Origin of the sequence: Brevibacterium sp. 1718 (assembly GCF_051131255.1) — a bacterium.
Classification (GTDB): domain Bacteria; phylum Actinomycetota; class Actinomycetes; order Actinomycetales; family Brevibacteriaceae; genus Brevibacterium; species Brevibacterium sediminis.
In genome coordinates this window covers 1,806,407-1,823,800 of record NZ_CP186550.1, presented here as the reverse complement: position 1 = coordinate 1,823,800, position 17,394 = coordinate 1,806,407, and the positions used below count along the sequence as shown (strand labels likewise).

Sequence of the window (17,394 nt, the reverse complement as noted above, 5' to 3'; positions counted from 1 at the left end):
TATGGCGGAGACAGAAGCGGATTTCGCGGAGCTGGGAGTCGCCGGACCGATCGTGGCCTCACTGGCCTCGGCAGGAATCACCCACCCCTTCCCCATTCAGGCACTGACACTGCCCGTGGCACTGTCGGGAGCCGACATCATCGGGCAGGCGAAGACGGGCACCGGAAAGACCCTGGGATTCGGAATCCCCCTGCTCCAGCGTGTCGTCGGCAAAACCGAGGACTCGTCGGTCACCTCCGACCCCGATTCGACTCCCGACAGCGTGGGCGATGCCAAGGAGCCGCGGCTGCCGCAGGCCCTCGTGGTCGTTCCCACCCGTGAGCTGGCCAAGCAGGTCGCGGCCGATCTCGTCACCGCCTCGGTGCAGCGTGACATCGACATCATGACCATCTACGGCGGCATGGACTTCGATCCGCAGATCAACCGGCTCAAATCCGGCGTCGACGTCGTCGTCGGCACCCCCGGCCGCCTCCTCGATCTCTATGGTCGCAAGATCCTCAAGCTCCACCGCGTCCGCACCGTCGTCCTTGACGAAGCCGATGAGATGCTCGACCTCGGCTTCCTGCCCGACGTCGAGAAGATCATCAACGCGGTGCCCGCCCACCGCCAGACGATGCTGTTCTCCGCCACCATGCCGGGTGCGGTCATCACCCTCGCCCGCCGCTACATGAACCAGCCCACCCACATCCGCGCCCAGGACCATGAGGACCTGTCGCTGACGGGCAAGAACACCACGCAGTTCGTCTACCGCGCCCATTCGATGGACAAATCCGAGCTCGTCGCCCGCATGCTCCAGGCCGAGGGCCGTGGTCGCACGATCATCTTCACCCGCACCAAGCGCACCGCCGACAAGCTCGCAGCCGAACTCGAGGATCGCGGTTTCGCAGTCAAGGCGCTCCACGGCGATCTCGGTCAGTCACAGCGTGAGAAGGCTCTGAAGTCCTTCCGCGGCGGAAAGGTCGACGTGCTCGTGGCCACGGATGTCGCGGCCCGCGGAATCGACATCGACGATGTCACCCATGTCGTGAACTACCAGTGCCCCGAGGACGAGAAGACCTACGTCCATCGCATCGGACGCACCGGTCGAGCCGGCAACTCCGGTGTCGCCATGACCCTGGTCGACTGGGATGACATGCCCCGCTGGCGTCTCATCAACAAGGCCCTCGGCCTCGACTTCGATGAACCCGCCGAAACCTATTCGACCTCGCCCCACTTCTTCTCCGAGCTCGGCATCCCGAAGGGCACCAAGGGCCGACTGCCGCGCCAGCACCCCGAAAGCGAGGACGAGAAGTCCTCCGGTGAGCGCCAGGCCCGTGAGTCTGATCGTCGCGGTTCCGGCCGTGGCCGTTCGGATTCTCGCCAAGGCGGCTCATCCGACCGTCGTGACGCCACGTCCGCATCCGGCGAGGAGAGCCGCAAACCGCGCCGCCAGCGCAGCCGTCGCCGCACCCGCGGCGGCAAGCCGGTCAACCGCGCGCAGGGCGGCCAGGCGGGTCAGGGCGGTCACCCGGCCACCGACTCCAGCGAGGACTGACCTCTCCGCTGGCGAGACCTATTCTCCGTACCGTCTGCACGAAGGGCCCCGACCACTCGGCGGGGCCCTTCGTGCATCCTGCATTCGATTCGAGCCCTGATCCCGTTCGATTCTGTGACCGATGATGTTCGCACGCTTCATCATCCATCACGCGCATGCGCTGCGTCCGCCGAATCCTCGGCCGATCTCAACCGCCGGATGAAGGCTGGCGCAGATCGGAGCCGGGCTCAGCCCTGGATGTAGTCGACGCCCCCCGGCCGTGATGCCGCACGCTCGAGCAGCTTCGCGAGCATATGGTCGGAGGTGACGTGCTCGCCGAGGCGGTTGGGTTTGCCCGTGCCGTGATAGTCGCTGGAGCCGGTGACGATGAGGTCGTGCTCATGCGCCAGACGTCGCATCGCCTCTCGCTCCTGCGGAGGGTTGTCCCTATGGTCGACCTCGAGTCCGTCGAGACCGGCGGCGATGAATTCGGTCATCGCCGAATCGGGCACGACCCGACCGCGCATGGCCGCGCGCGGATGGGCGAAGACCGAGACTCCCCCGGCCTCCCGAATCAGCCCGATCGCGGTGATCGGATCGATCGTCGGCAGGGACACATGATATTTTCCCTGGCTGGACAGAATCGACGAGAACGCTTCGGTGCGGGACTCGACGACGCCGGCCGCGACCAGCGCATCGGCGATATGCGGACGTCCGATCGTGGCGTCCTCTCCCGAGACGGAGAGCACCGCATCCATGTCGATCGGATAGTCTTCGGCCAATCGTTCGATGATGAGGTGGGTGCGATCGAGTCTCGCCCGCCTGGTCTCCTGCACGACCTCGGCCAGCCCCGTATCGTACGGGTCGTGGAGGTAGGAGAGCAGGTGCACGCTGATCCCCTCGTAGCGGCAGGAGATCTCCATTCCCCTCACCAGGCCGAGCCCGTAGACGCGGGCGGCATCTTCGGCAAGGGTCCAACCTGCAGTGGTGTCGTGATCGGTGAGTCCGACGACGTCGATGCCCTCCATCGAGGCTTCTGAGATGAGTTCGGACGGGGTCTGGGTCCCGTCCGAAAATGCGGTGTGCACGTGGAGATCGATGACCATGGTCACAGTCTATCTGCATCTGTCGTTCCGACTTCCACGTGTACACACCATGTCACTCCGCCCGTCTAGACTGGCGGCATGACAGAGCACAACTCAGATACCCCAGACTCGACTCAGGACCTCGCAGACCGCGTCAACAACCGCTCGCATCGCCCGAATTCCGCCGCCTTCCGCGACTTCGTCGCCTCCGGTTGGGATCGCACTCCCCTCAACGCCGAGGCTCTCGCCGCCGCCGGTTTCACCCCTGCCCGTCGGGACGCGGTCTCGGCGGCATTCCCCGGCGAACGGCTGGTCGTTCCCGCCGGCGGACTCAAGGTCCGCTCGAACGACACCGATTATCGCTTCCGCGCTCATTCCGCGTTCATCCACCTCACGGGTCTGGAAACCGACTCCGAACCCGACGCCGTGCTCGTCTTCGAACCCGAGGGCGACGGCCACGATGTGACGCTGTACTTCCGTCCCCGCGCCGGAGCCGATACGGAGGAGTTCTTCTCCGATTCCCGCTACGGAGAGTACTGGGTCGGACCGCGTGCCGATCTCGAAGCGATGTCCACCATGACCGGCATCGCAACTGAGAGCTCCGCCACTGTCGATGACGCCATCACGAAGGATCTCGGGGCCATCTCCGTGCGCCTCGTCCGACAGGCCGACGCCCGCATCGACGGAGTCATCGACCTGGCTCGCAGCCAGGTCCAGGCCGATCTCGAGACATCCGAGGCAGGCGACGCCGAACTGGCCCAGCTGCTCTCCGAGCTGCGCCTGATCAAGGACGACCACGAGATCGCGCAGCTGCGCGAAGCCGTCGCCATCACCCGCGCCGGTTTCGACAACGTGGTGGCAGCGCTGCCGAAGGCACTCGGACACCGTCGTGGTGAGCGTGTCGTCGAGACCGCGTTCGAGACCGCCGCTCGCTCCGACGGCAACGGGGTCGGCTACGACACGATCGCCGCCTCGGGCAACAATGCCTGCACCCTGCACTGGATCCGCAATGACGGTCAGGTCCGGGACGGTGACCTCATCCTCGTCGATGCCGGAGCCGAAGCCGATTCGCTCTACACCGCGGACATCACCCGCACCCTGCCCGTTTCGGGCACCTTCACTCCGGTGCAGGCGAAGATCTACGATGCCGTGCTCGATGCCTCCGATGCCGCGTTCGCTGTGGCCGCAGATCACCCCAACCGTCCTGTGAAGTTCCGTGAGGTCCACGAGGCGGCCATGGAGGTCATCGCGAAGCGTCTCGAAGAGTTCGGTGTGCTGCCGGTCTCCGCTGCCGTTTCGCTGTCACCGGAAGGACAGCAGCACCGTCGGTGGATGGTCCACGGCACCAGTCATCACCTCGGCCTCGACGTCCATGATTGTGCGCAGGCGAGAGCGGAGATGTACTTGGACGCGACCATCGAACCGGGAATGGTCTTCACCATCGAACCCGGACTGTACTTCAAGTCAGACGACCTGCTCCTGCCCGAGGAGTTCCGCGGTAACGGTGTCCGCATCGAGGACGACGTCCTCGTCACCGCCGACGGAGTGGAGAATCTCTCGGCCGACTTCCCCCGCACCCGCGCCGAGATCGAGGCCTGGGTGCAGAGCCGAGCCCAGGACCGCTGATGACCTCGGATACCGCACGCGGTTCGGGCTCCGAGGCACGACCCGGCCCGTTCCGCGGGCGCGGAGTCCTCGAGATCCCCGGTATCCGCCTCGGCCATGCCGGTGAGTTCACCGACAGCCGGCTGACCGGGATCACCACCGTGCTGCCACCGATCGGTTCGACCATCGGCGTCGATGTCCGCGGGGGCGGTCCCGCCACCCGTGAGACCGATGTCATCGCAACGGGAACACATTCCTATGGTGCCGATGCCATCGTCCTCACCGGCGGATCCGCATTCGGGCTGGGTGCCGTCTCCGGAGTCGTCGATACCCTCGCCGAGGCGGGGCTCGGATTCCCTGCTCCCGGACTTGCCGATGCGGTCATTCCGCTCGTTCCCGCCGCCGCGATCTTCGACCTCGGCCGCGGAAACGGTTCCGTGGCACCGCCGAGACCGGATGAAGGCGCCGAGGCGACACGAGCGGCGCTGTCCGGACGGACGGACGACGTCCGAGGCAGCATCGGGGCAGGCATCGGAGCCCGGTCCGGATTCCAGAGTGTGCGCGGAGGGCTCGGATCCTATGCCGTCCGGCTGCCCAGCGGAACCATGGTCGCGGCGCTCGTCGTGGCGAATTCGCTGGGAACGATCGGCACACCGTCGGGCGGTCTGTGGTTGGACCCGCTGCTGCGCTCGATCGGCCTCGATCTGCCGAAGGTGCTGAGTCTCCCCGACTCGGCAGCGCCGGTCCCGGGGACTGCTGCGAAGAACACGACGATTGCGATCGTCGCAACCGATGCACGCCTCGACTCGGCGCAAACCACGCGGATGGCATCGGGTGCGCACGCGGGCATCTCCCGAGCTGTGCGGCCCTCGCACACCCTCTTCGACGGCGACACGGTCTTCGGCATCGCCACCGGAGCGCAGGATCTGCCCTCCGATCGTGACGCCGCCACCCGAGAGCTCGTGATGATCTCCGCGGCGGCGGCCGATGCGCTGAGCTTGGCGATCCTCGACGCCCACGCTTCGGCGACACCCGTCGACAGCTCGTGGGGGCAGCCGCCGACGCTGAGCGAGATCGCACCGGATTTCACCTCGGAGTTCAACGCTCTCTGATCACGGAGACGGGGCCCGCCGTTCGGCGGGCCCCGCTCCTCTCAGTTCTCCGCAGCTTCCAAGCGCCATCATCCGACAGCCGCACGAAGCTGCAGCTCCTTCTTCAGCTGTCAGTCGTTGCGAGCCGACTGAGCCTCTTCGGAGTCGAGACCCTTCGGGTCTCGGACTTCCTTCTTCTGCTGAGCATCGAAGCCATCCTGACGCAGCAGCTTCTGCGATTCGGTCTTCGCGGCGGCCTCATCCTCGACCACGGTGAACCGGACCGACTCGGTGAAGTCACGACCGTAGCGGTCGGTTCCGGTCACCTCGGCGGTGTGGGTGCCCAGGTCGAGGTTCGAGGGGATCTCGGTCCGCCACAGGTGCGAGCTCGACTGGCCCACATTGCCGGAGGTGCGCAGATTCTGAGATGCCGTGTACGGATCGGTGTACTCCCAGCCCTTGGCCAGAGCTTCGCCCTTGCCCGGCTGAGTGTGCTCAGACCGCTTCGGTGCTTTGCCGTCGAAGCTGACCTCCACTCGTGCGTCCGAGGTGCCGGCGAGGAAGCTCGAGGTCAGCCAGGTCTCGCCCTGCTTGAGGTCCTCGCGGGTGACGACGCGTTCGGAGATCTCCTTCGGAGCGGTGCCCTTCTTGTCCGCGTCCTGCCAGTCCTGGGCTTTCTGCGCCCAGTCGCGCCACTCGGGCGAGTTCACGCCGAGCAGCAGCTGGTGGTCGTCGGATTCGTTGCGCACGGTGTAGCGTTCGCTGCGCGAAGCACCGTCGTATTCGAGGGTGAGCACGCCCGGTTCCGAAGCGTCCTGAGTGAATGAGTACGGCAGCCCGTCGGCGTTGAGGCCGCCGGAGTACCAGTCGCCGGAGACGGCACCGGCGACGATCTGCGTGTTCGGCAGCTTCTCGATCCCGGCTGCAGCCCATTCCTTCCTCGTCTCGCCTGCGACGAGGTTCTCCTGAGTGTGAGTGTGTCCGCCGACGGTCACGGCGTTCGGGTAGTCGGAGATGACGTCGTAGAAGTCCTTCGCGTTGTCGACGACGACCTCTTTGTGCGTGAGAATGGGCGCGTGGGTGGCGACGACGACCTGTGCGTTCTTCGGCACGTTCTTCAGATCGTTCTCCAGCCAAGTCAGTTGATCCTGACTGATCTTCTCCTTGTACTTCTTCTTGTTCGCCTTGCCCTCGTATTCGATGCTGTCGAGGACGACGAAGTGGGTTTTGCCGACGTCGTAGGAGAAGTAAGAGGGTCCGAACTGGTCACGGAAGGTGTCGAGGGCGTGAGCGTCGTCGACCGCGTCGTAGTCCTGGTCATGGTTGCCCGGGGCCACGCGCACGGGTCCGTTCATCTGGGAGTAGATATCGCGCAGTTCATCGTTGAGACTGAGGTCGTCACCGACGTTGTCCCCGAGCAGCAGCACTCCGCAGGCCCCATAATCACTGCGATCGGCAAGGTCACCGACGGCTCCGTCGCGGGCGTAGCCCATCTCTGTCTTGTCATAGGCCTGGGTGTCGGAGGCGATCGGGCAGTTCTGCTCGCCCTTTGCCGAGGCCTTCGACTCAACCATCGGGAAGTTCACGGCCTTCGGCGTGTCCCCTGTCGGTTCGATGCCGCCGTATTCGAGATCACCGGACCCTTCGGGCAGATGGTTGTAGCTGAACTGTGCGACCTTGTCCTCATCGACGGGAACCTGCCAGCCGGACGGCTGAGTGATGGAAACGGTCATGTTGTCCCGCACGGGCAGCTCGTAGCGGCCCTCGCCGTCGGTCTGGACGACGTCGACGCCGTTGGACACCGCGACTCCGGCCACTCCCTTCTCGTCGCCGTCGAGCTTCGAGTTCTCGTTCACGTCATCGAAGACCTGACCGGTGAACTTCTTCGGGTCGGCGGCCTTGCCGCGGTCGACCTGGACGTGGCCCTCGTAGAGTTCAGCCGGTGCGTCCGCGGCCGTCGCCGAGGTCGGCGAGAGAAGCGGAGCGAAGAGCGAGAGCGCGGCACAGGCTCCCAGGCCTGCGGCAGCGGTGCGCGGGCGGATTCGTCGTGTCTGCATGGATTTCTCCTGTATTCGACTATGGCGGGTTCTGCCGAGAAATGACCCTAGGGAGACGGGGCGACATCGAGATGAAGCAGACAGGACGGCTTGATGAATAGGAAAAGTGGGCGAGTGGAACCCGACGCCCACTGCGTTCACCGCCCGCGAATGTGATCTCGATTCAATTCGTGGAGGCGATCACTGAAAACTCCATGCACCACGTAGTCTGAGAACATGAGTGGTCCACCGAAAAGAGTTTTCGTCGCCCGACTCGTCTCCGCCCCCGTGTTCGACCCTCTCGGCGATCAGGTCGGCCGTGTCCGTGACGCCGTCGTCGTCTATCGTGCGACGATGCGGCAGTTCCCGCGAGTCATCGGCCTCGTCGTCGAAGTGCCGGGCCGTCGCCGCGTATTCGTGCCGATGGGCCGGGTCACCGCGATCGACTCCGGCCAGGTCATCACGACCGGCCTGGTGAATATGCGCCGCTTCGAACAGCGCGAATCCGAGACCCTGGTGATGAATGACCTGCTCGACCGACGGCTGCGTCTGCGCGAGGACAACTCACCGGTGCTCGTCGAGGACGTCGGCATCGAACAGCAGGTGAACAAGGACTGGGAGGTCACCAGGCTGTTCGTGCGTCGTGTGCCCGAACGCAGCGCCTTCGCCGCGTTCCGCCGCCGCGGCGAGACCAAGCAGATCGACTGGACGGATGCCGACCATCCTGTGGATTCCGAGGTCGATCAGGAAGCCACTCAGCTCATCGCCGCCTATCAGGACACGAAGCCTGCCGACCTCGCCGATGTGCTCTTCGAGATGAACGCCGCTCGCCGCCTCCAGGTGGCCCGTGCCCTCGATGACGAACGCCTTGCCGATGTCGTCGAGGAGCTGCCGGCCGAGACCCAGATCGAGATCCTCACCGGACTCGAAACCGAACGAGCCGTGACCGTGCTCGAAGAGATGGCTCCAGACGATGCGGCAGACCTCCTCGGCGAGCTCAGCGATGAACAGGCCGAACGATTCCTGACTCTGATGGAACCGGATGAGGCCGAAGATGTGCGTACGCTTCTGGCGTACGACGATGACACAGCCGGCGGTCTGATGACGACCGAACCGGTCATCCTCACCCCGGAAGCCACTGTCGCCGAGGCGCTGGCCCATGTCCGGCGGGAAGACCTGCCTGCGGCGCTGGCTGCCGCGGTCTTCGTCTGCAGGCAGCCGGTAGAGACCCCGACTGGCAAGTATCTGGGTCTCGTCCACATCCAGGAGATGCTGCGCCATCCGCCGCACGAGGCCGTGGGCATCATGCTCGACACCGAGGTCGAACCGCTGTCGCCGGAGACTCCGCTCGGCGAGGTGGCGAAGCTGCTGGCCGCGTACAATCTGGTGTCGGTGCCGATCACCGACGACAACGATCGCCTCGTCGGTGTGGTCACCGTCGATGACGTCCTCGACGAGCTGTTGCCCGAGGACTGGCGAACCACCGGTCGAGACGATCGCAGCAGGGGGTAGATATGGCCGTCGATGATTTCGAGATCCCGCGGTCGAGCAAGCGCCGACTGCCGAGCTTCACCGTCTCCCCCGAGACCTTCGGACGCGGAGCCGAGGCCTTCGCTCGGTTCATGGGCACTCCCGCGTTCCTCGTCGGGATGACGGTGTTCTGTGCGGTGTGGCTGCTGTGGAATACCCTGCTGCCGGAATCGTGGCAGTTCGACCCGCGATCGCTCAACTTCACCCTGTTGACCCTCATCCTGTCCCTTCAGGCCTCCTATGCCGCGCCGTTGATCCTGCTCGCGGAGAACCGCAGCACCGACCGGGACCGCGTCGAGTTCGAACACGATCGGCAGCGCGCCGAACGCAACCTGGCCGACACCGAGTACCTCGCACGAGAGGTGGCGGCGCTGCGCATCGCCATGCGCGAGGTCGCCACTCGTGACTTCATCCGCTCCGAGCTCAAGGATCTGCTCAAGGAGCTCGAGGAGGAGAGACAGGACGAAAACGGGACCGACAAGGTCGATCCCCGGGCCTCCGAAAAGCGCCGAGGCGGCCCTCGAGGCGGATGACGAGACGACCGCCGAAGCGGTAGTGTTGAGGGCCCGGGAGCACTGTTCCGGGAAGGAAAGGACGTGGGCATGACTGGTCCCTCTGAGGACGCCGTGAGAGAGGCGCTGACCGGGGTCATCGACCCTGAGATCCGCCGCAGCATCGTCGAACTCGATATGGTCGAGTCGATCGTGATCGAAGGCGGCAAGGTCACCGTCACAGTTCTCCTCACGATCGCCGGGTGCCCGCTGAAGGACACGATCACCAAAGACACCAAGGCTGCGGTGGCCGGTGTCGACGGGGTCGCCGAGGTGGCTGTCGTTCTGGGCACGATGACCCCCGAACAGCGCAAGGAGATGAAGGAGAAGCTGCAGGGCTCCGGCACCCGCGATATCCCCTTCAATCGCCCGGAATCGCTGACGAAGGTCTATGCCATCGCGTCCGGAAAAGGCGGAGTCGGAAAGTCGTCGGTGACCGCGAACCTCGCCGTGTCCCTGGCGGACAAGGGCCTGCGTGTCGGCATCGTCGATGCCGATATCTACGGCTTCTCCATCCCCGGTATGCTCGGTCTCTCCGGCAAGCCGACCCGAGTCGATGAGATGATCCTGCCCCAGGTCGCCCATGACGTGAAGGTGATGAGCATCGGCATGTTCGTCCCGCCGAGCCAGGCCGTCGTCTGGCGCGGTCCCATGCTCCATCGCGCTCTGCAGCAGTTTCTCACCGATGTGTTCTGGGGCGACCTCGACGTGCTGCTGCTGGATCTGCCTCCCGGCACAGGTGATATTGCGATCTCCGTGGCTCAGCTGCTGCCCGGATCCGAGCTCCTCGTCGTCACCACACCGCAGTCGGCGGCCGCCCAAGTCGCCGAACGTGCGGGATCCATCGCCACACAGACGAAGCAGACGTTGGCAGGAGTCATCGAGAACATGTCATGGATGGAGATGCCCGACGGCACTCGGATGGAGGTGTTCGGCTCCGGCGGAGGTGCCAGCGTGGCCGAGAACCTCGCCGCCGCCCTCGACCAGGAGGTTCCACTGCTCGCCCAGATCCCCTTGGACACTCGTCTGCGGGAAGGTTCGGACGCGGGTACCCCGGTCGTGCTCGGCGGTCCAGATTCGCCTGCGGCGAGGGCTTTCGACACCCTTGCGGAGTCGCTGCGGCGACGCAGTCGCGGCCTGTCCGGCAGGTCCTTGGGACTGAGCCCGGTCTGAGTCGGTGTCTCCTCTCTCCCCTCGCGATACCCTCGTCTACTCTGCCTTCGTCGGCCTCAGCGCTCTGACCACTCTCGTCCTCTTGGCCGGAGCTGTCGTCACTGCTCTTCGAGATGACCCCACCCCCGGACGGCCGGTGGAATCCGCGCAGCGAACGATCGCCGCCGAGAACCGGGACGCTCTCTCCGCAGTGCTGCGCAGCTACGCGCTCGTCTCAGACGAACGCACGCCGCGACTGGACGTCCACACCTTCGGTCTGCCCACGGCCGCCTCGTTGAATGCGGCGATCGAAGAACATGTGCTGTCTCTCATCGACGGTTCCGGAGGCTTCGCCGACCGCGCTGCCTTCGACCCCGTTCAGACAGCCCCTGTCCACAGGTGGCCGGCGACGGCTTTCACACCAGCCCAGACCAGCATCGATGACGCTCCTGCGTCTCGAGTCGACCCGCGTGCTGTGGACATCAGCACTCGGGTGTTGGCAAGCGGCGGGAAATTCGTCGTGACCGCAATCGATGTTCAGTCGCCGCATCCGCAGACAAGGCTGCTGCTGACCGATCTCGCCCACGACAGCACAGTCAATGCCCGCCGGCTCTTCGCCGCACCGGTCGACCCGGCCGCCGTCGGAGCCGATGACACCGGCACGCTGACGATCAATGACGATGCCGTCTCCGACACCGATCTGTCCTCCATCGGCGTCCGTGTCCAGAAGGCGCTGCACAGCAGTCTCGAACTGCCGCAGCCGTTTGATCTGCGCTCCCCCGACTTCTCCTGCGCGCTGCTGCCCTGTGTGGCGCTGACCTATGACGACGGTCCCGGAGAGGCGAAGACCGAACAGACGATCCTCGACGCAGCCGATGAGGCGAACATCCGTCTGACCTACTTCTTCCTCGGGAAGAACACGGTTGCCTTCCCCGAAGTGGCCGAGCGCATCATCTCCGCCGGCCATGAAGTCGACGATCACACGTTTTCGCATGTCCAGATGGACAAGACCTCCTCGGCGACGATCCGCAGAGAGCTCGACCGGACGGACAGATCACTGCGATCGGTCGGAGTGAAGGACGAACCTCTCGTCCGTCCCCCGTACGGTGCCCTCGACAAACGCGCAGCACATGCTCTGGGTGGCCCTGCGATCATATGGGACGTCGATACCGGAGATTGGCAGCACAGAGATGCGAAGAAGACGGTCCGACGTGTGCAGTCTCTGACCAGGCCCGGATCAATCGTGCTCATGCATTCCATTCATCCGTCGACCGCGAAGGCGGCTCGGGAGGTGTTCTCGGCCGTGGCGGACAAGGGCCTCTACGCAGTGACCGTGCGCGAGCTCTTCTCCGGGATCGAATGGAAGAAGGGCGGGTCGTACTTCTGCCGCGGCTACGGCGATGAGCTGTGCTCGAATCCCGAACATCCCGCGGTGATGAAGAACTGAGCCACTGACGCTTGCACGGAGGTGGGAATGCAACATTCCCAACAGACGCCGTCGGCCCCAACCCCAGGTGGGTTCCGGGGGCGGCTCAGGTGGCTTCGGGGTCGAACGGTGCCGCAGCGGAACGGTCGCGCTGGTCGATCTGAGCTTGGAACCGTTCGATGGGTGATTTCTCCCGGGTAGGGGTCGCCCCGGTGTCGGTCTCAGTGGACAGGGCAGCACCGGAGGACTCAGCGGATGACAATTCTTCAGAGGCCCGTTCCTGACGTTTGGACTCGCGGATGGCTGCATCCTCTTCGACGAGTGCCTCACGTACGATGCGGCGGGGATCGTACTGGCGCGGATCGAGCTTCTGCCAGTCCACGTCCTTGAAGTCGTCGCCGAAATCGCGTCGGACGCTGTCTTTCGCGCCTTCGGCCATGCGACGCATCTGCCGCACGAAGTCCCGCAGCTTCTGAGCGTATTCGGGTAGGCGTTTGGGTCCGATGACGACCAACGCCACAACGACCAGAATCACCATTTCGGTGCCGTTGATACCGAACATGGTCTCAAGTCTACCGTGGACGGCGGTAGCATCGACTCATGGTCAGCTCAGGTTCGACATCCCGCTTCCGGGAGGTGCAGTGGACGAGATAGCAGTCGAACGGGTGCTGCGCATCATCGAACTCGTACCCGCCGCACGCGTCGTCGCCTACGGGACAGTCGGCGCCGTTGCCGACTGCTCACCCCGCTATGTCGGACGGGTGATGAGGGAATTCGGATCGAACGTCACTTGGTGGCGAGTCGTCAACGCGGCCGGGATCCTGCCGCCCGAGATCTTCGCCCGCGCCCGCATCCACTGGGAAGAGGAGGGCACACCGCATTCACATGAGCGGGTCGAACGCGCGGCATTCCTCGAAGTCGATGAACTCGATCGACTGTGGCGCAACCAAGGAATCGACCCCGATTGCAGTTAGACTTGGGAGAACTCAGCACCAGAAGGGAGGGGCCGGTTGGCACGCGAAAATGCAGGTGATCTCACCTTCTCGGAACAGTACAACGGTCCCGATCCGCTGCTCGACGCCGCTCGCACCCACTCTCATGAGTTCGGGATCGCACCGGTGTCGCAGACCACGGCGAGGACGCTGACGCTGCTGGCCCGACTGCTCACACCGGTCGCGGCCGTCGAGGTCGGCACCGGTGTGGGAACGTCGACGCTGTCACTTCTGCGCGGGATGCCGACCGCCGGGATACTGACGTCGATCGACACGAATTCGACGACCCAGAGCGCAGCTCGTGACCTCGCCGACATGGCAGGAATCCGGCCGGGGCGATTGCGTCTGATGAGCGGTCGAGCCGAAGAGGTGCTCAAACGTCTCGCGCCTTCGGCCTATGACATGGTCTTCATCGACGTGGAGCCGGGCAGCCTTGAGAGGATGATCCAACCCTCTCTCCGCCTGCTCGATGCCCAGGGCCTGCTGGTCATCCACAAGACTCTGCTCAAGGGCGCCGTCGCCGATCCCGTCGATCGCAGTCCCCGGACTCAGGCGGCACGGAGCATGCTCAACCGCATCGCCGAACAGGAGCACCTCGAACGGGTTCTGCTGCCCATCGGAGAAGGGCTGCTGCTGCTGCAGAAGACCCGGTGAATGCAACAACAGCAGAGACTTACAGGTAAGTCTCTGCTGTTCGTGCGTCTCCGTCCGGCCGTGTTCTGCGGCCGTCGGCTCAGAGCCCCAGCGTCTGGGCGAGAGTGTCGTGGAGTCCGGTGGCTTCATCTCTGCTGAGTTCGATCACCAGACGGCCTCCGCCTTCGACTGGAAGCCGCATCACCATGCTTCGGCCTTCTTCGGTCACTTCCAGAGGTCCGTCGCCGGTGCGGGGTTTCTGGGCTGCCATATGGGCTCTTCCTTCCGTTGTCATTCAAAGACGGTTCACACCAGGTGGACCGAATGATGTACCTACGATTATTCCATGATCCGCGCGTTCCCGGTAACTCTCCCGCCCAACGGACGGTGACGGGGGCAGATCAGCAGGCGATCACGGCGGCAGATCGGCCGGCGGAGTGAAGTGCCACAGGTAGGCGACCCATACGATCTGAAGCAGGATATAGGCCACCAGCATCGCGGCCCGATAGCCTCGTGAGCGCACCAGCGACAACGTCAGGGCCAGCGGGAACAACGGCAGCAGCAGACGCAGGGTGGAGGTCTGCGGATTGAAGAAGATGAGCAGATACAGGCCGTACCCGAGGCAGAACAGCTGCAGTGTCCGTCCCATATGCGCTCCCGCCGGGGAGAAGATCAACGCGAGCATTCCGGCGACGACGATGACGAGCAGCACCGGACCGAGCGGACCGATGAGGCTGATCGACCGAGCCACCCACTGGACGACGAACGTGGTCTCGCCGGTGTGCCAGGCCGCCTCGGTGTCGGTATAGGCCGTCAGCGATCCGGTTGCCCACCAGGCATGGACCGGGTGGATGAGGGCCGCTGCGCAGGAGAGCACACCCAGGGCCCAGGACCGGATCACCTCGCCGGTCGGATACGGATCGCTGCGGCGGCGGAGGAAGCGGTCGATGAGGTGGAAGAGCATGAAGAACGAGAACGCCACGCCGATCGGCCGCGACAGATCCATGAAGACGACGACCGGGATCGCCGTGAGATAGCGGCGTTCGACGACGAGGAACAGCGCCGACGCCTGCAGCAGGAGGGTCAGTGATTCGGCATAGCCGGTGGAGAAGATCGCGGCCGGTGGGAAGAACATCACGAGCGCTAGGCCCATCAGCGCCTGACCGGCATCGACGTACTTCCGGAAGAGGTGGAGGATGACGATCGAGGCCAGACCGGCCGCGATCGTGGACACGATCGGCGAGATGACTTCGTAGCTCAGCCCCGTGAGGTCGGCCAGAGTGGACACGATCGAGGGGTGCAGCGGATAAAACGCCCACTGGTTCTCCGCGACCGCTCCGGATTCGTCGACGGGCAGGATGCGGGGATAGCCCTCATCGGCGACGCGCCCGTACCAGCCGCCGTCCCAGAAGTTGAGGAAGTCATTGAGCGTCGTCGTCACAGGCGACGACGACCAGTTCGCCGGGTCCTGCCGTTTGAGGACTGCGGCGAAGATCGACATGCTCACGACGCGGGAGGCGAAGTACACTGCCACGGCCTGCAGCCACACGGGCAGAGCCATGAACAGTGCGCCGAGGCGGCTGAAACGGGAGGAGTCGAAGACTTCGGGGGCGAGGGTGATTCCGGGGAGGTCTGCGGGGCGGCTCATCGTGGTCCGGCAGCCGTTTCCGGTCCGTCAGGTGAGGTTGTCGGTCTGGTGGGCGATGCCGCCTCGGCGGGGGCGGCTGCGGTTTCGAGTTCGCTCAGGCGTGCCCGCAGCATCGCCATGGCCGCGTCGACGTCTTCCATCCGGTAGCCGCGCAGCGCGGGCCGGAACCGCACCGATTCCAGGTCCTTGACGGTGAACTCCGCCGGCAGCCCGGTCCAGCTCTCTTCGGCCTCGTCGACGGTTTCGGAGGAGAAGACGTTGAAGGTCGCTGCGACGACGAATACGAGGACGAAGACCGCAGCTGCGACACCGATGACAATCCACAGAGGCATGCCCCCATTTTCGCATAGGCGCCTGCACGGAAGGCTCAGCGCAGTCCGCGCACGGTGTGTCTCGGCGCCGCTTCGCCGGTGATCGCCACGGTCACGTCGATGGCGTCGGCAGTGGCCCTGACATCGTGGGTGCGGATCATCGCCGCTCCCTTCTCGACGGCCAGCGCGGTCGCGGCGATCGTTCCGTACAGCCGGTCCGACGGGGCGACCTCACCGATGGCCTCACCGACGAAATCCTTGCGTGAGATCGCCAGCAGCACCGGATAGCCGGTGGCGGCGAATCGGTCGAGTTCACGCAGCAGACGAAGCGAGTGGTACGTGTTCTTCCCGAAGTCGGGAGTGGGATCGATGATGATCCGGTCTTCGCGCACCCCTGCTGCACGCGCCGCCTCGGCGAGGTCGATGACGCCTGCCAAGGTGGAATCGACGACGTCACCGGCCTTTAGGCCATAGCGGTTGCGGTGGGCGTCGGTGCGCGGATCCACCCCCCCTGTGTGGGAGCAGACGATGCCGACATCATGTCGGGCGGCCACCTCGGCGAGCTTCGGGTCGATCCCGGCCCAGGTGTCGTTGAGCAGTCCCGCACCGGCCCTGCAGGCAGCCTCGGCCACTTCATGGCGCCAGGTGTCGACGCTGATGAGCACGTGCGGGTGGGACCTTGCGACTGCTTCGATGGTCGGGCACACGCGGTCGATCTCCTCGGCCACGGAGATCTCCCGTCCGCGGCCGGCGCGCACTCCCCCGATATCGACGATCTGAGCACCCGCCGAGGCGGCCGCCTCCACCGCCGTGATCGCCTCGTCGAGGGTGGCGGCGGATTCGTAGAACGAATCTGTGGTGCGGTTGATCACGGCCATGATCGCCGGGGTTCCGGGCCGAGCCCGGGCCAGATCGAACCGTTCGCCCTCCGGCACTGATGAGATGTCGCCCCTCATGGTCGACCGTTCGCAGGATTCGCCGCGGCCGAGTCCTGGCCGTGTCCCGGTCCGATCGCGGCGACGACTTCGTCGATGTCATCGGTGAGGGTGAACATGTTCAGGTCTGTTTCGCTGATCGTCCCTGCGGCCAGCAGGGTGTTCTGCATCCAGTCGACGAGCCCGCGCCAGTAGTCGGTCCCGAAAAGCACGATCGGGAATGAGGTGATCTTGCCGGTCTGGACCATGGTGAAGGCTTCGAACAGCTCGTCCAGAGTGCCCAGGCCTCCGGGCATGACGACGAATCCGCGCGAGTATTTGAGGAACATGGTCTTGCGGACGAAGAAGTAGCGGAAGTTCACGCCGAGTTCGACATGCTGGTTGAGTCCGGTCTCGAAGGGCAGCTCGATGCCCAGCCCGATGGACACTCCCCCGCCCTCGCAGGCACCGAGGTTGCCGGCCTCCATGATTCCGGGTCCCCCGCCGGTGATGATCGCATTACCGTTCTCGGCGATGCGGCGAGCGATCTCGCGGGTGTCCGCATAGGCCTGGGTGCCGGCTTTCAGACGGGCTGAGCCGAAGATGGACACTGCCGGTCCGATCTCGGCCAGCGAGCCGAATCCTTCGACGAACTCGGCTTGGATGCGCATGACACGCCACGGGTCCTCATGCACCCAGTCGGTGCCCGACTTCGATTCGAGGAGGCGCTGGTCCGTCGTCGTCGCCGGCACCTGGTCACCGCTCAGCCTCAGCGGGCCCTTGCTGTAGAAGCCCGGGTCACCTGTTGGGTCGTCTCCCCGGTCGCCTGTCTGATCGTCGGCGGAAAGGCGCCCGGGAGCACTCGAAAGCTCGCCATCGACGTCGTCTGTCGCTCTGGTCATCTCGT

17 protein-coding genes are annotated in these 17,394 nt (G+C 65.0%); 9 read left to right on the top strand and 8 right to left on the bottom strand.

Annotation, left to right across the window (positions count from 1 at the left end; all coding sequences use genetic code 11):
- Position 1 precedes the first annotated feature (1 nt).
- Positions 2-1,534: a DEAD/DEAH box helicase gene (locus ACOZ9V_RS08155; protein ID WP_434595039.1), complete on the top strand. Its 1,533-nt coding sequence runs from the start codon at positions 2-4 to the stop codon at positions 1,532-1,534.
- A gap of 227 nt (positions 1,535-1,761) precedes the next feature.
- On the opposite strand, the gene ACOZ9V_RS08150 is transcribed toward ACOZ9V_RS08155, so the two are convergent.
- Positions 1,762-2,619: a PHP domain-containing protein gene (locus ACOZ9V_RS08150; RefSeq protein WP_139466944.1), complete on the bottom strand. Its 858-nt coding sequence runs from the start codon at positions 2,617-2,619 to the stop codon at positions 1,762-1,764.
- Between the two features lie 78 nt (positions 2,620-2,697).
- On the opposite strand from ACOZ9V_RS08150, the gene ACOZ9V_RS08145 reads away from it, so the two are divergent.
- Both ACOZ9V_RS08145 and ACOZ9V_RS08140 read left to right on the top strand, forming a co-directional pair.
- A complete protein-coding gene (locus ACOZ9V_RS08145) occupies positions 2,698-4,224 on the top strand; it encodes an aminopeptidase P family protein (protein ID WP_259356721.1) in 1,527 nt (508 codons plus the stop codon).
- A complete protein-coding gene (locus ACOZ9V_RS08140; protein ID WP_434595037.1) occupies positions 4,224-5,315 on the top strand; it encodes a P1 family peptidase in 1,092 nt (363 codons plus the stop codon). Before ACOZ9V_RS08145 ends, ACOZ9V_RS08140 begins: the two co-directional genes overlap by 1 nt.
- Before the next feature lie 110 nt (positions 5,316-5,425).
- Here the strand turns inward: ACOZ9V_RS08140 and ACOZ9V_RS08135 are convergent, their stop codons facing one another.
- A complete protein-coding gene (locus tag ACOZ9V_RS08135) occupies positions 5,426-7,351 on the bottom strand; it encodes a calcineurin-like phosphoesterase C-terminal domain-containing protein (protein WP_181270431.1) in 1,926 nt (641 codons plus the stop codon).
- 216 nt (positions 7,352-7,567) lie between these two features.
- On the opposite strand from ACOZ9V_RS08135, the gene ACOZ9V_RS08130 reads away from it, so the two are divergent.
- The 4 genes from ACOZ9V_RS08130 (at position 7,568) to ACOZ9V_RS08115 (ending at position 12,010) form a co-directional block, all read left to right on the top strand.
- Complete coding sequence (locus tag ACOZ9V_RS08130; protein WP_101544936.1) at positions 7,568-8,842, top strand: magnesium transporter MgtE N-terminal domain-containing protein; 1,275 nt, start codon at positions 7,568-7,570, stop codon at positions 8,840-8,842.
- Positions 8,843-8,844: 2 nt separating this feature from the next.
- On the top strand, positions 8,845-9,393 hold the full coding sequence (locus ACOZ9V_RS08125) for a DUF1003 domain-containing protein (protein ID WP_229663902.1): 549 nt from the start codon (positions 8,845-8,847) through the stop codon (positions 9,391-9,393).
- Between the two features lie 69 nt (positions 9,394-9,462).
- Positions 9,463-10,584 (top strand): Mrp/NBP35 family ATP-binding protein, encoded by a 1,122-nt coding sequence (locus ACOZ9V_RS08120; protein ID WP_181270429.1) that lies wholly within the window; start codon positions 9,463-9,465, stop codon positions 10,582-10,584.
- Between the two features lie 4 nt (positions 10,585-10,588).
- Complete coding sequence (locus ACOZ9V_RS08115) at positions 10,589-12,010, top strand: polysaccharide deacetylase family protein (protein WP_139466939.1); 1,422 nt, start codon at positions 10,589-10,591, stop codon at positions 12,008-12,010.
- Between the two features lie 85 nt (positions 12,011-12,095).
- On the opposite strand, the gene ACOZ9V_RS08110 is transcribed toward ACOZ9V_RS08115, so the two are convergent.
- Positions 12,096-12,551, bottom strand: a complete 456-nt coding sequence (locus tag ACOZ9V_RS08110; RefSeq protein WP_139466938.1) for a twin-arginine translocase TatA/TatE family subunit — start codon at positions 12,549-12,551, stop codon at positions 12,096-12,098.
- A gap of 79 nt (positions 12,552-12,630) precedes the next feature.
- Between ACOZ9V_RS08110 and ACOZ9V_RS08105 the strand changes: the two genes are divergently transcribed.
- Complete coding sequence (locus ACOZ9V_RS08105) at positions 12,631-12,963, top strand: MGMT family protein (protein WP_139466937.1); 333 nt, start codon at positions 12,631-12,633, stop codon at positions 12,961-12,963.
- Between the two features lie 36 nt (positions 12,964-12,999).
- A complete protein-coding gene (locus ACOZ9V_RS08100) occupies positions 13,000-13,635 on the top strand; it encodes an O-methyltransferase (protein ID WP_139466936.1) in 636 nt (211 codons plus the stop codon).
- Between the two features lie 79 nt (positions 13,636-13,714).
- Here ACOZ9V_RS08100 and ACOZ9V_RS08095 read toward each other — a convergent pair whose 3' ends face one another.
- The 5 genes from ACOZ9V_RS08095 to ACOZ9V_RS08075 all read right to left on the bottom strand — a co-directional run bounded on the left by ACOZ9V_RS08095 (position 13,715) and on the right by ACOZ9V_RS08075 (position 17,389).
- Positions 13,715-13,885, bottom strand: coding sequence for a DUF3117 domain-containing protein (locus tag ACOZ9V_RS08095; RefSeq protein ID WP_064485784.1), 171 nt, complete (start codon positions 13,883-13,885; stop codon positions 13,715-13,717).
- Positions 13,886-14,026: 141 nt separating this feature from the next.
- Entirely contained in the window at positions 14,027-15,262 is a 1,236-nt protein-coding gene (locus ACOZ9V_RS08090; protein WP_139466935.1) for a hypothetical protein, read from the bottom strand.
- Entirely contained in the window at positions 15,259-15,594 is a 336-nt protein-coding gene (locus tag ACOZ9V_RS08085) for a DivIVA domain-containing protein (RefSeq protein WP_139466934.1), read from the bottom strand. Before ACOZ9V_RS08085 ends, ACOZ9V_RS08090 begins: the two co-directional genes overlap by 4 nt.
- A gap of 35 nt (positions 15,595-15,629) precedes the next feature.
- Positions 15,630-16,529 carry a dihydropteroate synthase gene (folP, locus tag ACOZ9V_RS08080; protein ID WP_434595032.1) on the bottom strand — a complete coding sequence of 300 codons (900 nt, stop codon included), beginning with the start codon at positions 16,527-16,529 and terminating at the stop codon, positions 15,630-15,632.
- Entirely contained in the window at positions 16,526-17,389 is an 864-nt protein-coding gene (locus tag ACOZ9V_RS08075) for a TIGR00730 family Rossman fold protein (RefSeq protein WP_172169112.1), read from the bottom strand. Before ACOZ9V_RS08075 ends, folP begins: the two co-directional genes overlap by 4 nt.
- Positions 17,390-17,394: the final 5 nt, after the last annotated feature.

Bases quoted from the DNA above. Each gene is read 5' to 3' on its own strand.
- ACOZ9V_RS08110 (WP_139466938.1), bottom strand. From the start codon at position 12,551: ATGTTCGGTATCAACGGCACCGAAATGGTGATTCTGGTCGTTGTGGCG.
- ACOZ9V_RS08095 (WP_064485784.1), bottom strand. From the start codon at position 13,885: ATGGCAGCCCAGAAACCCCGCACCGGCGACGGACCTCTGGAAGTGACC.
- ACOZ9V_RS08155 (WP_434595039.1), top strand. From the start codon at position 2: ATGGCGGAGACAGAAGCGGATTTCGCGGAGCTGGGAGTCGCCGGACCG.
- ACOZ9V_RS08140 (WP_434595037.1), top strand. From the start codon at position 4,224: ATGACCTCGGATACCGCACGCGGTTCGGGCTCCGAGGCACGACCCGGC.
- ACOZ9V_RS08075 (WP_172169112.1), bottom strand. From the start codon at position 17,389: ATGACCAGAGCGACAGACGACGTCGATGGCGAGCTTTCGAGTGCTCCC.
- ACOZ9V_RS08125 (WP_229663902.1), top strand. From the start codon at position 8,845: ATGGCCGTCGATGATTTCGAGATCCCGCGGTCGAGCAAGCGCCGACTG.
- ACOZ9V_RS08135 (WP_181270431.1), bottom strand. From the start codon at position 7,351: ATGCAGACACGACGAATCCGCCCGCGCACCGCTGCCGCAGGCCTGGGA.
- ACOZ9V_RS08085 (WP_139466934.1), bottom strand. From the start codon at position 15,594: ATGCCTCTGTGGATTGTCATCGGTGTCGCAGCTGCGGTCTTCGTCCTC.
- ACOZ9V_RS08120 (WP_181270429.1), top strand. From the start codon at position 9,463: ATGACTGGTCCCTCTGAGGACGCCGTGAGAGAGGCGCTGACCGGGGTC.
- ACOZ9V_RS08145 (WP_259356721.1), top strand. From the start codon at position 2,698: ATGACAGAGCACAACTCAGATACCCCAGACTCGACTCAGGACCTCGCA.
- ACOZ9V_RS08130 (WP_101544936.1), top strand. From the start codon at position 7,568: ATGAGTGGTCCACCGAAAAGAGTTTTCGTCGCCCGACTCGTCTCCGCC.
- folP (WP_434595032.1), bottom strand. From the start codon at position 16,529: ATGAGGGGCGACATCTCATCAGTGCCGGAGGGCGAACGGTTCGATCTG.
- ACOZ9V_RS08090 (WP_139466935.1), bottom strand. From the start codon at position 15,262: ATGAGCCGCCCCGCAGACCTCCCCGGAATCACCCTCGCCCCCGAAGTC.
- ACOZ9V_RS08150 (WP_139466944.1), bottom strand. From the start codon at position 2,619: ATGGTCATCGATCTCCACGTGCACACCGCATTTTCGGACGGGACCCAG.